Here is a 14,007-nt window from a genome sequence, read left to right as displayed (position 1 = left end):
GCACCACGCGGACCAGCCAGAGCGTCCACTCGTAGTGCATGAACGGCTCGCCGACGGTGCGCAGCCAGTGGGCGTAGTGGTTGGGCCGGGACACGACCGGTCCGTCAGGCGGCCTGCGGGCGCCGCCCGGCCAGCTCGTCCGCCACGTACCCGGCCAGCTCGCTGACGGTCGGGTAGTCCCATATCGCGGTGGGGTCGACGGGTATGCCGAGCTGCTCCTCCACGTCGGCGGCGAACGCCACCACGGTGATGGAGTCGAGGCCGTACTCGCCGAGCTGCCGGTGGGGGTCCACGGCCTCGCCGAGGTCCGGCAGGTACTCGGCGAGGCGCTCGACGAGCCAGCTCTGGATCTCGGACGGGGCGGCGCGGTCGAAGCCGTACGTGGTCATCGCGTTTCTCCTCGGGACGTGCGGTGAAGGTGGGGTTGACGCGGGGCGCAGGAGGCGCGGGACCCGCGGTGGGGGGCAGGAGGGCGGAGCGGGGCGGTGGGCGGTCGCCGGCAGGCGGACCGCCCGGGGCCGTCGTCTCACGCGTACGGGCGGCCGGTGAGGCCGAAGGACAGGTGGTGGTCGTCGCGGTGCAGGAGTTCCTCGAACAGCGCGTCCTCGACCGCCGGCGGCAGCCCGGCGGGGACGGCCCGCTCCATGCCGCCGAGCCGGACGAGCGCGGCCTGCAGCCACTCCGGTCGTGCCAGGAACTCCCCTGCGGGGGCGGTGCGTTGGACGCCCAGACACGCGGCGGCGGCGAGCGCGACGGTGTAGCGGGCGGCCAGTTCGCGCACCGGCACCTCGGCCGTGATCGACAGCTGCCGGGGCCGCAGGACCGCGCCGGCCTCGCACAGCGCCGCGAAACCGCGCACGTGCTCCTCGGCGAGCGGCCGGACGGCCGCCGGCAGGTCCTCGTCGAGGACGGTGCCGAGCGAGGAGACCAGCGGGTCCCGGCCGCCCGCCGCCAGCCGGAGCCGGGGCAGGTCCGGCTCGGGCAGCTCGGCCTCGGCGGTGAACAGAGCGGCCGGGGCCGGGTCCGGAGCGCGCCGGGCCCGGCCGAGCAGCCCGGGCAGCTGGGGCAGCAGGGCGGACAGGCAGGCCGCGCGGGCGATGTGGCCGAAGCCGACCGGCCTGACGTCCCGGACGATCTTCTGGAACACGGCGTGCTCGCCGTCGCGGCGGTAGAACTCCGAGCCCATCACCGTCGCGAGCCGCTGCACCGCGTCCGTGAGCACTCCGGCGACCAGGTACTTCACCGCGGGCGCGTGGACGCTGCCGGACTCGGGGCACAGGTGCAGGGCGCGGGCCGCCGTGCGCGAGAGAGCCTCGCAGACCAGCAGGTCGGCGAAGGCCTCGGCCAGGGTGGTGCGCACCATCGGCAGGGCGGCGGCCTCCCGGCCGTAGAGCCGTCGGCGGCGGGTGTGGTGCAGGGTGACGCGCAGAGCGGTGTCGAGCAGGGCGGTGCTCATGGCGGGCAGCGCCAGGCGGGTCACCTGGAAGGCGCGGGAGGCCGTCTCGACACCGGTGCCCGGTGCGCCGAGCAGCAGCCCGTCGGGGACCGGCAGACCGGTCACCTCCATGCCTCCCAGACGCACCCCCCGCATGCCGACCGAGCGGAACCTCGGCAGTCTGCGCACGTGGCCGGGGGCGAGCAGGCCGGCGGGCAGGAACAGCTGCGAGTGGGCGCGCGGTCCGTCGGCCGGGTCGGTGCGCGCCAGGATCACCAGGGCGTCGGCCAGGTCCAGGTTGGCGATGGACTCCTTGCGGCCGTGCAGGACCAGTCCGGAGCCGGCGCGGCGGGCCGCGAACTCGTTGCCGGCGATGTCGTTGCCGTGGGCGAGCTCGTGGAACGCGCAGGCGATCCGGCGGTTGTCGAGCAGCAACTCGGCCGCTCCCGCCTGCTGTTCGGGCGAGCCGGCGGTCCAGACGTTGACGCTCGCGAGGAGCTGACCGGCGCGGGCGAGGCCCAGGGCCGGGTCCCGCCGGTACACCGACCGCATCAGCTCGATCATGTGGTCGATGCGGTCGAGGCGGCCGCCCAGCGCCCGGGGGACGAACTCGGCGAGCAGCCCGAACTCGTCCAGGACCGCCTCGGCGGCCTGCGCGGTCTCCTCGCGTTCGTCGGCGGCCACCACCGCCGCGAAACCGGCCGGGTTGGCCGCGTCCCAGGGGGCGCCGAGCAGTTTCTCCAGGTGCTGCGCGCGGGTCGTGATGTCGGTCATGCGGCGGACACCTCCACCGATCCGTCGCGCGCCGGCCCCTCCGGCGCGGTGTCGTCGAGCACGCTCACCGGGACGTCCGGCGTGGCGCCCAGGAGCGTGCCGAGCCGGTCGTAGACCTGCGTGGCCGCGGCGGGCTCGCTGTCCAGGGCCTCCAGGACCAGGGCGAGACAGCCGCGCAGCCACAGGTCGTCCCGGCCCCACGGGCCGTCGTGCAGGCGGGGCCGCGCGGCGTGCAGGGCGAGCGCGGCGGCACCCGCGAAGCACCACTCGTAGCGTTCGGCGAGGCGCATCGCGGCGGTGCTCGGCGCGCCACCGGTGGGGCGCGTGCCCGCCAGGTCGGCGCCCAGGCGTTCGTGGGCGCGCAGCAGGGCGCGGGCCAGGGAGGCGGTCTCGTCCGCCGCGCCCGATGCCCCGTCGCGCCCGGTGAGGCCGGCCACCAGCGTGGGCAGCGCGCCCAGCACGGAGTCGCGGGGCGCCGACAGGCGCAGCCGGCGGGTGTCGAGGGGGGCGGGGCGGTGCTCCTCACGCAGCCACCGCACGGGCGACTCGGCCCCGGCGGCGGTGGCCCGCCGGCCGGGCCGCAGCAGGGGCAGGACGCCGGCCAGACCGGCGCGGTTGACCCAGGTGCTGCCGTCGAAGATCGGGACGACCTGGTGGTCGCGCTCCAGTTTGGCGAAGCCGCCGTAGCCCTCGACACCGGTGAGGAAGCCGCGGGCGCCGAGCAGGTCGCCGACCAGCTTGAGCTGGCCCTGGATCAGGGTCGGCACGAACGCCTTGGCGACGGCGGAGACGACGCTCAGCTCCTCCGGTACCTGGTGGGCGGCCCGGGCGGCGGTGTGGGCGACGGCCTCGGCGAGGAACTGACGGGCCACGGCCCGCCCGGCCGTGACGCGGACGTGCGGCAGGCTCACCAGGTCCCGCCCGTACAGCCGCCGTTCGCCCAGGAAGCGGCGGAGGAGCCCGAGCGCGTGGTCCCCGGCGCCCAGGGAGAGGGAGGCACAGACGATCCGGGTCAGCTGGAGGGACTTGAGGACCAGTTCGAGGCCGCCGCCGACCGTGCCGACGAGCGCGTGGGCGGGGACCCGCGCCGCGCGGAACTCCACGCCGCTGATGTCGGCGCCCCGGATGCCGTGGGTGGGCATCTTGGGCAGCGGACGCACGGTGCCGGCGGGGGTGGCCCGTTTGTCGATCAGGAAGACGGTGAAACCGCGGGGACCGCCCTGCGGGTCGGTGCGGGCCAGGACGCACATCAGATCGCCCCGGGTCGCGTTGTTCACGGGCCACTTGCGGCCGCTCAGGAGCCAGCCGGAGCCGTGGCGGGTCGCGGTGAGCGAGCCGGCGAGCAGGTCGCTGCCGCCGTCGGGCTCGGTGAGCCCCCAGGCCACCGGCCGGCCCGCGAGGACGTGCCGGGCCAGCAGGTCGGCCGGGCCGTCCTCCCGGGCGACCCAGGCGCAGACACCGCCGAGGAAGGTCTTGCCGTGGGCCACGGCCACCGTCAGGTCGCGGGCGGCGATCCGGCGCAGCAGGGCGAGGAACTCGTCGAGGCGGTCCTGCCGGCCGCCGTAGCGGGCCGGGACGTAGTACTCGGGCAGCCCCCAGGCGTCGAGCGCGGCACACGCCTCGGCGGGGAAGGACTCCGCCTCGTCGTGGGCGGTCAGCACGGCGGGGTCGAAGGGGCCGCCCGGCCGGGACCATCCGGCGATCCGGGCGTCGAGGTCGGACGTCCTCATCTGCCGTCCCCCGCCCCGACGGCGACGGCCTGCCCGGCCGCCGCGTAGCCGTCGGCCCACAGGGGCTCCAGTTCGCCGTTCGCATACAGGGCCTGCATGGTGGACCGCTGGACCTTGCCGCTGGTCGTACGGCGGACCGCGCCGCGGCGCAGCAGCAGGACCGAGTCGGCGCGCAGGCCGAACTCGCGGGCCACGGTCGTGCGCATGCTCGCGGCCAGGCGGGCCAGTTCCTCGTCGACGGCCCGGCGGCGGACCTCGTGGATGACCACGAGCCGGCCCTCGGTGTCGTCGGCGCCGGTGGGGACGGTGACGACCGAGCCGACGGTGTCACGCAGTTCCTCGTGCTGCCGGCGCAGCTCGTGCTCGATGTCGTGGGGGTAGATGTTGCGGCCCCGGACGATCATCATCTCCTTGATCCGTCCGGTGACGTGGATCTCGCCGTCCACCAGGGCTCCGAGGTCCCCGGTGCGCAGCCAGCCGCCCGCGTCCTCGGGGTCGTCGGCGAGCCGGTTGCCGAAGGTGGCCGCGGTGGCTTCGGGATTGCGCCAGTAGCCGTCCACCACCAGGTCGCCGCGCAGCCAGATCTCGCCGACCGAACCGGCCGGGAGGGCGCGGCCGGTGGCCGGGTCCACGACCCGGGCCTGCAGTCCGCGCGGCGCGCCGCAGCTGACCAGGGTCCGGCCGGCGGCGCCGTCACCGGCGGGCACCACGCGGCCCGCTTCCAGCTCCGCGACGTCACAGGTGAGCACGAGCGGGGCCCGGTCGGACGTGGTCGAGATCATCAGGGTCGTCTCGGCCATGCCGTAGCAGGGGGTGAGCTGCTCCCTGCGCAGTCCCGCGGGGGCGAAGCGCTCGGCGAAGTCCTCGAGGACGCTCGCCTTGACCGGCTCGGAGCCGCTGATGGCCTGGGTCCAGCGGGACAGGTCGAGGTCGGCGATCGAGTCCTCGGGGACGCGGCTGAGGCACAGCTCGTAGGCGAAGTTGGGGGCGGCGGACAGGCCGATGTCGAAGTGGTCGACGAGCTCCAGCCAGGCGCGCGGGCGGCGCAGGAAGGCGGCCGGGGTCATCAGGGCGATGCCGCGGCCGGCCAGCAGCGGCGTGAGGATGTGCCCCATCAGGCCCATGTCGTGGTAGTTGGGGATCCAGCCGCCGTAGCGCTGGCCCTCGCGGACCGGCAGGTGGGTGTCGATCGCGAGGGCGTTGAGCAGCAGGTTGCGGTGGGTGACCCGGCTGCCCTTGGGGTCGCTGGTGGAGCCCGAGGTGTACTGGAGCAGCGCCAGGTCGGCGGGGCCCGCGGCGTGCGGGATGAACGTTTCGGCGGGCGGGGCCGGGTCGACGTCCGGGATCAGCACCGGCACGTCCAGGTCTTCCGTCTTCGCCCACGCGCGCACGTCGCCCAGTTCGTCGGGGGCGGTGAGCACGCAGCTCACCTCGGCGTCCCGGGCGATGCCGCGCACCCGGCGCTGGTCCTGCTTGAAGCGGCCGGGCATCGAGGAGGGCACCGGCACCAGGCCGGCGTAGAAGCAGCCGAGGATGCCGACGACGAACTCGGCGGAGTTCGGCAGGAGCAGCAGGGCCCGGTCGCCGGGGCGGCAGGAGCGCAGCAGCTCCCGGGCGCAGACCCGGGCCGCCCGGTCCAGTTGCTCGTAGGTCAGCCACTGGGCGGTGGCCGGGTCGGAGGGGTCGGGCACGATCGCGACCGTGCGGTGATCGCCGCGGGTGCGGGCGTGCTCCGTGAAGATCTCGACGACGTTCGAGGCGCCGGACAGGTCAGCCATGCTGCGCGTACTCCTGTGGTCGTGGGGTCGGGCCGGGCCCGGACGGCGCCGGGTCACGAGGCCCGGTGGGCTGTGGAGCGGCGGTGGGGAAGCCAGGGGGCGAGCACGTCGAGGACGGGCCGTTCGTCGGTGAGGTAGAAGTGGCCGCCGGTCAGCACGCGCGTGCCGAAGGCGCCGCCCGCACAGGCCCGCCAGTGGGCCAGGTCCGCGGCGGCGACGTCCGGGTCGGCGCTGCCGCCGAGGGCGAGCAACGGCGCCCGGACGGGTACCGGCGGGGTGCGCAGATAGCGGGCGACCACGCCGAAGTCGGCGCGGATGGCGGGCAGGACCAGGTCGAGAAGTTCCGGGGAGTCCAGCAGGTCGCCGAAGTCGTCGTTGAGCCGGCGCAGTTCCTCGATCAGGGCGGCGTCGTCCAGTTCGTGCCGCTCGTGTTCCTCGCGGTGGTGGGGAGCCCGCGACCCCGAGACGGCGAGCAGGTCGACGACCTGCCCGTGCCGGCGTTCGAGTTCGAGGGTGACCTCGTAGGCGACGACGGCGCCCATGCTGTGGCCGAACAGGGCCAGCGGTTCGCCGAGGAAGGGCTCCACCGCGTCGGCGACCGGGCCGACCAGGTCGTCCATGGAGGCCGGGGCGGGTTCGCCGAGCCGGTCCTGGCGGCCGGGGTACTGCACGCCGATCACCTCGACGTCGGCCGGCAGGCCGGTGGGCCAGGTGCGGTACGCCTGTGCGGTGCCGCCCGCGTGCGGGGCGCACACCAGCCGGCACCGCGGCCGCGCCACCGGCTTGAACGTCCTGAGCCACCGTGATCGCGTGTGCAGGTCCGGAACGGTCACTGTCATCGCCTCCCATCGCGCTTGCGCGGCTCAGCACAACCAGAGGGGCTATCCGTGCTCTATACGCGCACACGCGGAAGCGGCTCCGGGGAGATTCCCGGAGCCGCTTCCGTCGTGGGGGGTGGCGTGTCGGTTACGCCGCCTGCCTGCGCAGTGTCTTCGACGTGACCGCGAGTCCGGCGAGGACGGCCGCCACGAGAGTGCCGATGACGGCGGTGGTGAGGGTGCCGGTGCTCAGGTGCAGGCCCACGTCGGACGAGGTGGCCTGGGAGAGACCGGAGGCCATGCCCGCCAGCGGGGGCAGGGTCACCAGGATGCCGAGGGCGGCGCCGATGACGATGACCAGGGACGTCTCGCCGACCGAGACCAGCAGCAGCTGGCGGACGGTGCCGCCGGCGGACTTCATGACCCCGAAGTCGCGGCGCCGGCCGTGGGCGGCCATGGCCATGCTGTTGGCGACGGCGATCACGCTGTAGCCGACCGCGATGACGATCAGCATCATGGCGAGGCTCTCGGTGAGCTTGGCGTCCGTGTTGTAGTCGGCCAGCGCGTACTCGGCGGCGTCGTGCAGCGCGGTGCCGGGGACGGCGTCGGAGGCCTTGGCGTCGCCGGGGACGAAGATGTCGTCGGTGAGCGCGGCCGGGTCGTGGGCGCGGACCAGGTCACGGGGGACCACGAAGTCGCCGCGGGCCGGGTCGTCGGGCAGGACCGCGCCGACGCGCAGGGTGACGGCGGTGCCGTCGGCGAACCGGACGGGAACCTCCTGGCCCTTCGTCAGGCCCAGCTTCTTCGCGGTGCGCTCGCCGAGGACGGCCTCGCCCGGCTTGCTCCAGCGCGGGTCCCGGCTGCCCAGGACGTCCAGGACGGTGGCGCCGGCCGCGGTCCCGGCCTGCTCGGTGTCCTTGCCGGCCGACGCGTCCTTCAGCACGAACGCCCGGGTCGGCAGGGCGGCCTTGCCCACCGGGTTGGCGGCGACGACCTCGTCGGTGTTGCCGGGCGTGCCGTCCGGGGTGACGATCGTCTGGCCCGAGACCTTCAGGGCCTCGCCCGCCGGGTAGGCCACCCGCATGGTCTCCACCATGCCGCTGAGCAGCACCGCGAAGCCGACGGCGGCGATCACGGGGGCCACCAGGGAGGCGGCACGGCGCGGGTTGGCGACCAGTTCCGCCCGGATCAGGACCGGGCCGGCGGAGCCGCCGCGCTGGAACGGGGCGGTCAGGAACCGGCCGACGGGCCCGATGAACACGGGGGTCAGCAGGGCGGCCGCGACGATCAGCGTCATGGTGGCGAAGATCGCCATGTTGATGCGGTTGTCGGCGCTGGAGGTGGCGGTGCCGATGGCGAGGAGCACACCGGCGCCGAGGACGGCCAGGCCGGCGATCCAACGGCCGCGGCCCATGCCCTTGTTGGCGGAGCGGCTGTCCAGGAGGGCCTCGATGGGGGCGACCTGCGCGGCCTTGCGGCCGGCGGTCCAGGCGCCGATCACGCTGACCCCGACACCGACGGCGCAGCCCGTGAGCAGCGGCCAGGCGGCGACGGTGACCTCCATGCCGGGCGGGGCCACGTCCAGGCCCTGGAGGATGTTCCGCAGCAGCGGGGCGGCCAGCACACCGGTCACGCAGCCGGCGATCGAGCCGAGCAGGCCGACCACGGCGGCCTCACCGATGATCATGCGCTTGACCTGCTGAGGGGCGGCGCCGATGGTGCGCAGCAGACCGATCTCGCGGCGCCGCATCCCGGTCGCCAGGACCAGCATGGAGGCCACCACGAACACCGTGGTGAACAGGCCGAGGATGGCCATGGCGCTGATGAGCTGGACGCCCAGGAACCGCTTGTGCTCGATGTACTGCGGCTGCAGTTCGGACCGGCCGTCGCCGGAGACCACGGCGCCCTTGTCGCCGAGCACCTTCTTCGCGGCGGTGACGATCGCGCCGGTGTCGGCTCCCTTGTCGGCGACGAGCGCGATGGCGCCGACACCGGGCTGCTGCCGCGCGGCGAACGCCTCGCTGAAGTAGTAGCCGGGGCCGTCGACGGTGCCGACGACGGTGAACTGCTCACGGCCCTGGGTGATGTTGACGGTCAGGGCGCTGCCCACGGCCGCGCCCAGGGCGCGGTCCACCACGACCTCGTCGGTGCCGCTCGGGGCGCGGCCGGAGACCAGCTTGTAGGGCGCCATCCGCGCGCTGTCCCAGCCGTGCCCGGCCTGCAGGGCGCCCTCGTCGGTGACGGGCTTGCCGTCCCTGATCGCCTGGGCGTAGAAGGAGCGGTCCACCACGGCGTCGGCCACGCCCGGGATCTTGTCGAGCCCGGCCACCAGCGGCGCGGCCTCGGCCTTGCTCCACGGCATCCGGTCCTCGGGGCTGCCGTCGGCGTCGACGGCCTGCCGGGGCAGGGCCAGGGCGGCGGTGCCGGAGTAGCGGGGCTGGACCTTGGGGCGGGCGGAGTCGTAGATGACCAGCGTGGTCGTGATCAGGGCGACGCCGACCAGGACGGCGACGAAGGCTCCGAGGAAGCCGGACCAGCGTTCGCGTACGTTCGCGAGGATCAGCATCACGCCTCCATCCGGGCCATGTGGCCGGCGATCGCGGCGGCATTGTTGCTGCCGGAGTAACGGTCGAGCGGGATGCGGTCGGTGATGCGGCCGTCCTTGAGGAAGACCACGACGTCGGCCATGGCCGCCGCGACCGGATCGTGCGTGACCATCAGGGTGGTCTGGCCCTCCTGGTCGACCAGCATCCGCATCATGTTCAGCACCTCGCGGGAGGTGACGGTGTCCAGGGCGCCGGTGGGCTCGTCCGCGAAGAGGACGTCGGGGCGGGTGACCAGGGCCCGGGCGAGGGCGACGCGCTGCTGCTGGCCGCCGGAGAGCTGACTGGGGCGGTGCCCGGCGCGCTCGGACAGACCGACCGCGGCGAGCGCGTTCGCGATCTGCTCGCGGCTGACCTTGCGGCCGGCGAACCGGGACGGCAGTTCCACGTTCTGGGCCGCCGTGAGGGACTCCACCAGGTTGAAGGCCTGGAAGACGAAACCGATGTGGTCACGGCGGAGCTTGGTGCGCTCCTTCTCGTTCTGCTGGCCGATGTCCACGCCGGCGAGGACGATCCGGCCGTCGGACGGCTGCTCCAGTCCCGCCGCGCACTGCAGCAGGGTCGACTTCCCCGAGCCCGAGGGGCCCATGATGGCGGTGAAGGTGCCGCGCTGGAAGCTGATGGAGACGCCGTCCAGTGCGGTCACCTGGTGTCCGCCCGAGCCGTGGACCTTGCGCACACCGTGGAGTTCGACCGCGTCCTGCACCGGGGTTTGCCTCGTTGTCGTCATGCGTCGATTTCACTGCACGGGGCAGGGGCGGGGCACTGATCCTCTCTTTACTCCTGAGGTAGAGGCAGCTCTACCTTTGCCGGCCGGAGGTCACCGCGGGGGAGAGACGCGTCCCCAAATGCCCCTGCCCGTGGTTACGTTGATCGCATGCAACCCACAACAGCCTGGCAGGCCATGGCCCAGCGTCCGCTGAGCTTCCTGACCTCGAGCTGGCCCTGGCGGTCGCTGGCCTATCTGAGCGGCGGCGTCGTGGTCGGCGCCGTGGCCGTACTGGTCTTCGCCCTCGGCCTGGCCGCGGGACTCGCCCTGCTGGTCGTACTGATCGGCGTCGCCCCCCTGGTCGGCATGGTGCTGGCGGCCACGCTGGTGGCCCGGGTCGAGCGGCGCCGCCTGCGTCTGGTGGACCTCGACCACCTGCCCGACCCGCACCGGGCCCCGGACGGCCCCGGCCTGCGCGCCTGGACGGCCACCCGGCTCAAGGAGCAGGTGACCTGGCGGGAGTTGCTGTTCACGCTGCTGTCGGCGGCGGCGCTGTGGTGGATGGACCTGATGGTCCTCGCGTTCTCCTTCGGCGTTCCCGCCACCACCATCGCCTCGACCGGCCGCGACACCTGGCCGTGGACGGTGTTCGGGGTGATCGTGCTGCTGGCCTCGCCGTACACGGTGACCTCGTGGGCGGGGGCGCGGGCCGCCATGGCGCGCACCTTCCTCGCGCCGCGCGACAAGGAACTCGGGGAGGAGCTGCGCGAGGTGCGTGCCTCGCAGGCACGGCTGCTCGACTCCTTCGACGCCGAGCGGGTGCGCATCGAACGCGACCTGCACGACGGGGCGCAGCAGCGGCTCGTCTCGCTGGGGATGACGCTCGGGCTGATGCGCCTGGAGGTCCCCGAGGGCTCCCCGCAGGACGAGCTGCTGACCCAGGCCGAGTCCCAGCTGGCCACCGCGCACCAGGAGTTGCGGGCGCTGATCCGGGGCCTCAACCCGCCGGTCCTCGCCGACCACGGGCTGGTGGCGGCGATCGAGGACTACGCCGGCCGGTTCCCGATCCCGGTGACGGTGGACCTGCAACTGCCCGAGCGGCTGCCCAGGAAGCTCGAGACGACGATGTACTACCTGATCAACGAGGCCATGACGAACATCGCCAAGCACAGCGGAGCCTCCAGCGCCCAGGTACGCGGGCGCTACCATTCCGATCTGCTGGTCCTCGACATCGTGGACGACGGCCACGGCGGGGTCGATCCCGAAGCGGGCACCGGCGTGACCGGGCTCGCGGACCGGGTCACGGCGCTCGACGGCCGGATGCGGGTGTCGAGTCCGGTCGGTGGTCCCACCCTGCTGCATGTGGAGGTTCCATGTCGCTTCGCCTGATCGTGGCCGAGGACGCCGTCCTGTTACGCGAAGGCCTCATCGGCCTGTTGCAACGGGTCGGCCACGAGGTGGTGGCGGCCGTCGGGGACGCCGACGCGCTGATGACGGCCGTGCGCGCCGACCGGCCGGACCTGATCGTCACCGACGTGCGGATGCCGCCCTCGCTCAGCGACGACGGGCTGCGCTCGGCGGTGGCGCTGCGCGAGGAGTTCCCCGGGCTGCCCGTGCTCGTCCTCAGCCAGTACGTCGAGCGCTCCTACGCGCTGCGCCTCCTCGACTCGGGCGGCGGCGCCGGGGTGGGTTACCTGCTCAAGGAACGGGTCAGCGCGGTCGCGGACTTCGTGTCGGCGATCGAGCGGGTCGCCGCCGGCGGCACCGTCGTGGACCCGGAGGTCATCACCCAGCTGGTGCGGCTGCGCCAGGACCCGCTGGAGCGGCTGAGCGCCCGCGAGCGCGAGGTGCTCGCGCTGATCGCCGAGGGCCGCACCAACGCCAGCCTCGCCAAGCACCTGTTCATCAGCGAGGCGGCCGTGAACAAGCACATCGGCAACATCTTCAACAAGCTGGACCTGCCGGTGGACACCGAGGGCCACCGCCGCGTCCTCGCGGTCCTCGCCTTCCTGCGGGCATGACGCCGCGGCCCCGTCCGCCCCGGTGGCCGGGGAGGACGGGGCCGCGGTCGCCGCGCAGCACGGGTCAGTCGGACATGGCGACCAGGATGCGGCGGGTGCCCTCGAAGGGACGGCGGCCGTGCCCGGTGAGCACGTTGTCGATCACCAGCACGTCGCCGAACCGCCAGTCCACGTCCACGGCCAGCTCCAGGCCCCGGTCGCGGATCTGCGTGATGTACGCGTCCGGGATGGGCGTGCCGTCGGCGAACGTGACGTACTGCGGGAACTCCTCGGGCGAGAGGATCTCGTACAGCTCCTTGGAGGTCTCGTCGCCGAGGCCGGCCGGGTGCCACTGGTCGGCCTGGTTGAACCAGACCTCGGCGCCCGTCACCGGGTGCGTGGTGGTGGCCCGGCGGTGCTGCACCACGCGGATGCCGTCCGGGCCCCATTCCCACTCGGCCTCGGAGGCCGTCAGGAACCGCTCCACCTCGGCGCGGTCGTCGGTCTCGAAGGTGTCCTGCCAGCTCTTGCCGAGTCCGTAGCCGTCGTGCAGGTTCTGCACGTAGCGGATCCCGCCGGCGAAGGCCTCGCGGACCTCGGCGTCGAGGGAGTCGAGCCACAGCTCGCCGTCGACGACCGGCGTGGCGCCGCCGGACTCGGCCGCCTTCTCGCAGTAGAAGGCGAGCCGGGCCGGCCATCTGCGGGCGTAGTTCAGCTCGTTGTGCATGGAGATGGTGAAGCGCTGCGGGTACTCGGTCGAGGTGTAGAGGTTGCCCCGCACCCGGGTGCGGGGGGAGTTGCCGTGCACATAGGGCAGGCGGTTGGGCAGCAGCCGGTCCAGGACGGGCTCGATCGCGTCGGGCGTGACGCCGAACCCGCGGAAGACGAGCGCCTTGTGCTCCGTCAGCAGCTCGGTGAGACGGTCGGCGCCGAGTTCGGCGAGGTGTGCGGCGAGGTCCTGGCCCTCGGCTCCGGCGCCGGTGATCTCGTGCGGGGCCCAGGTCCGGCCCGCGCTCAGGGTGGTGCTCATGACGTCTCCTGTCTCATCGGGAGATGATCTCGTTCAGCTTTCCGAGCTTGTCGATGCCGTCGAGCACGGCCCGGGACTCCACTCCGAAGTCCACGAGGCAGCCGATCTCGTCGACGCCCAGCGCCCGTACGCGCGGGAGCAGTTCGGCGGCCCGTTCGACGCTGCCGAAGAGCCCGCCGGTCTCGAAGTAGCGGTCGAACGCGCGGGCCGCGAGGTAGTCCATGTCGTCCGCGTTCAGCTCGGACAGGTCCATGTCCTTGCCGGTGAACGACTTGGCGGTGAGGTTGGCGGAACTCTTCAGGTAGTTCGTGAAGGGCTCGCGTACCTGCTCGCGGACCTGGTCGAGGTCGTCGCCGAGCAGGGTGTGCAGCATCAGCACGACGTGGCCGGTCCAGCCGTCGTGCTCCTCTGCGGCCACCCGCCGGTATTCGGCGATCTTGCCGGCCACCTCCTCGAGGGACTGGCCCAGCAGGTGGGTGAGGATGCCGGCGCGCATCCGGGCGGCGGCCCGGAAGGTGTCCACACCGCCGGCCGACGTCAGCCAGACCGGCAACTCGGGCTGCACGGCGGGCGGGTAGCTGCGGATCTCGACGGGCCGCCCGAGACCGTCGGTGGTGGCGAGGGCCTCGCCGCGCCACAGCCGGCGGACCTCCTCGGCGGTGTCGCGGACCAGGGTGCGCCGGTCGGCGTGGTTCTCCGGGCGCAGGGCGAAGTCCACGGTGTTCCAGCCGGAGGCGAAGGCGACCCCGGCGCGGCCGCCGGAGAGGTTGTCCACGACCGACCACTCCTCGGCGATCCTCGCCGGGTGGTGGAGCGGGGCGACGACACTGCCGGCCCGGATGCCCACGCGCTGGGTGCACATGGCCACGGCGGCGCCGAGCACGGCCGGGTTCGGGTAGGCCCCGCCGAAGGGGTCGAAGTGCCGCTCCGGCGTCCACACGGCGGCGAGCCCCGACCGGTCGGCGAGTTTCGCTCCCTCGATCAGCAGCTCGTACCGGCCGGCTTGGCCCGGCGCGGTGGAGTCGTGCGCGAAATAGAACAGGCTCAGATCCATGGACGGTCCTTCGGGTGGTCCGATTGGTTGCGGGGGGGCACGGCGAACGGGCGGTGCGAGGGGAGGGGTTGGGACC

11 protein-coding genes and 1 pseudogene are annotated in these 14,007 nt (G+C 73.6%); 2 read left to right on the top strand and 10 right to left on the bottom strand.

The window, feature by feature from the left end; genetic code table 11:
• From ABZ948_RS28380 to ABZ948_RS28345, 8 genes and pseudogenes are all read right to left on the bottom strand, one after another.
• Positions 1-82: pseudogene (locus ABZ948_RS28380) on the bottom strand (succinate dehydrogenase); the annotation flags it as partial.
• A gap of 22 nt (positions 83-104) precedes the next feature.
• Positions 105-389, bottom strand: a complete 285-nt coding sequence (locus ABZ948_RS28375) for an acyl carrier protein (RefSeq protein WP_338781613.1) — start codon at positions 387-389, stop codon at positions 105-107.
• A gap of 137 nt (positions 390-526) precedes the next feature.
• Positions 527-2,209 (bottom strand): acyl-CoA dehydrogenase family protein, encoded by a 1,683-nt coding sequence (locus tag ABZ948_RS28370; RefSeq protein ID WP_359764136.1) that lies wholly within the window; start codon positions 2,207-2,209, stop codon positions 527-529.
• A complete protein-coding gene (locus ABZ948_RS28365; protein WP_359764134.1) occupies positions 2,206-3,939 on the bottom strand; it encodes an acyl-CoA dehydrogenase family protein in 1,734 nt (577 codons plus the stop codon). Before ABZ948_RS28365 ends, ABZ948_RS28370 begins: the two co-directional genes overlap by 4 nt.
• Positions 3,936-5,717 carry a fatty acyl-AMP ligase gene (locus tag ABZ948_RS28360; RefSeq protein WP_359764132.1) on the bottom strand — a complete coding sequence of 594 codons (1,782 nt, stop codon included), beginning with the start codon at positions 5,715-5,717 and terminating at the stop codon, positions 3,936-3,938. Before ABZ948_RS28360 ends, ABZ948_RS28365 begins: the two co-directional genes overlap by 4 nt.
• A gap of 53 nt (positions 5,718-5,770) precedes the next feature.
• The gene (locus ABZ948_RS28355) at positions 5,771-6,556 is read right to left on the bottom strand and encodes a thioesterase II family protein (RefSeq protein WP_359764130.1); all 786 of its coding nucleotides are present in this window, start codon (positions 6,554-6,556) and stop codon (positions 5,771-5,773) included.
• Between the two features lie 127 nt (positions 6,557-6,683).
• Positions 6,684-9,101 carry an ABC transporter permease gene (locus tag ABZ948_RS28350; RefSeq protein ID WP_359764128.1) on the bottom strand — a complete coding sequence of 806 codons (2,418 nt, stop codon included), beginning with the start codon at positions 9,099-9,101 and terminating at the stop codon, positions 6,684-6,686.
• Positions 9,101-9,868 (bottom strand): ABC transporter ATP-binding protein, encoded by a 768-nt coding sequence (locus tag ABZ948_RS28345; protein ID WP_359764126.1) that lies wholly within the window; start codon positions 9,866-9,868, stop codon positions 9,101-9,103. Before ABZ948_RS28345 ends, ABZ948_RS28350 begins: the two co-directional genes overlap by 1 nt.
• A gap of 147 nt (positions 9,869-10,015) precedes the next feature.
• Between ABZ948_RS28345 and ABZ948_RS28340 the strand changes: the two genes are divergently transcribed.
• Together ABZ948_RS28340 and ABZ948_RS28335 are read left to right on the top strand one after the other, a co-directional pair.
• Positions 10,016-11,236 (top strand): sensor histidine kinase, encoded by a 1,221-nt coding sequence (locus ABZ948_RS28340; protein WP_359764124.1) that lies wholly within the window; start codon positions 10,016-10,018, stop codon positions 11,234-11,236.
• Positions 11,221-11,868 (top strand): response regulator, encoded by a 648-nt coding sequence (locus ABZ948_RS28335; protein WP_359764122.1) that lies wholly within the window; start codon positions 11,221-11,223, stop codon positions 11,866-11,868. Before ABZ948_RS28340 ends, ABZ948_RS28335 begins: the two co-directional genes overlap by 16 nt.
• Positions 11,869-11,932: 64 nt before the next feature.
• Here ABZ948_RS28335 and ABZ948_RS28330 read toward each other — a convergent pair whose 3' ends face one another.
• Together ABZ948_RS28330 and ABZ948_RS28325 are read right to left on the bottom strand one after the other, a co-directional pair.
• On the bottom strand, positions 11,933-12,877 hold the full coding sequence (locus tag ABZ948_RS28330) for a TauD/TfdA family dioxygenase (RefSeq protein WP_359764120.1): 945 nt from the start codon (positions 12,875-12,877) through the stop codon (positions 11,933-11,935).
• A gap of 13 nt (positions 12,878-12,890) precedes the next feature.
• Positions 12,891-13,931: a MupA/Atu3671 family FMN-dependent luciferase-like monooxygenase gene (locus ABZ948_RS28325; protein ID WP_359764118.1), complete on the bottom strand. Its 1,041-nt coding sequence runs from the start codon at positions 13,929-13,931 to the stop codon at positions 12,891-12,893.
• Between the last annotated feature and the right edge of the window lie 76 nt (positions 13,932-14,007).

Source organism: Streptomyces olindensis, from assembly GCF_040645895.1.
Classification (GTDB): Bacteria; Actinomycetota; Actinomycetes; order Streptomycetales; family Streptomycetaceae; genus Streptomyces; species Streptomyces olindensis.
This window is presented reverse-complemented; position numbering and strand designations above follow the sequence as displayed.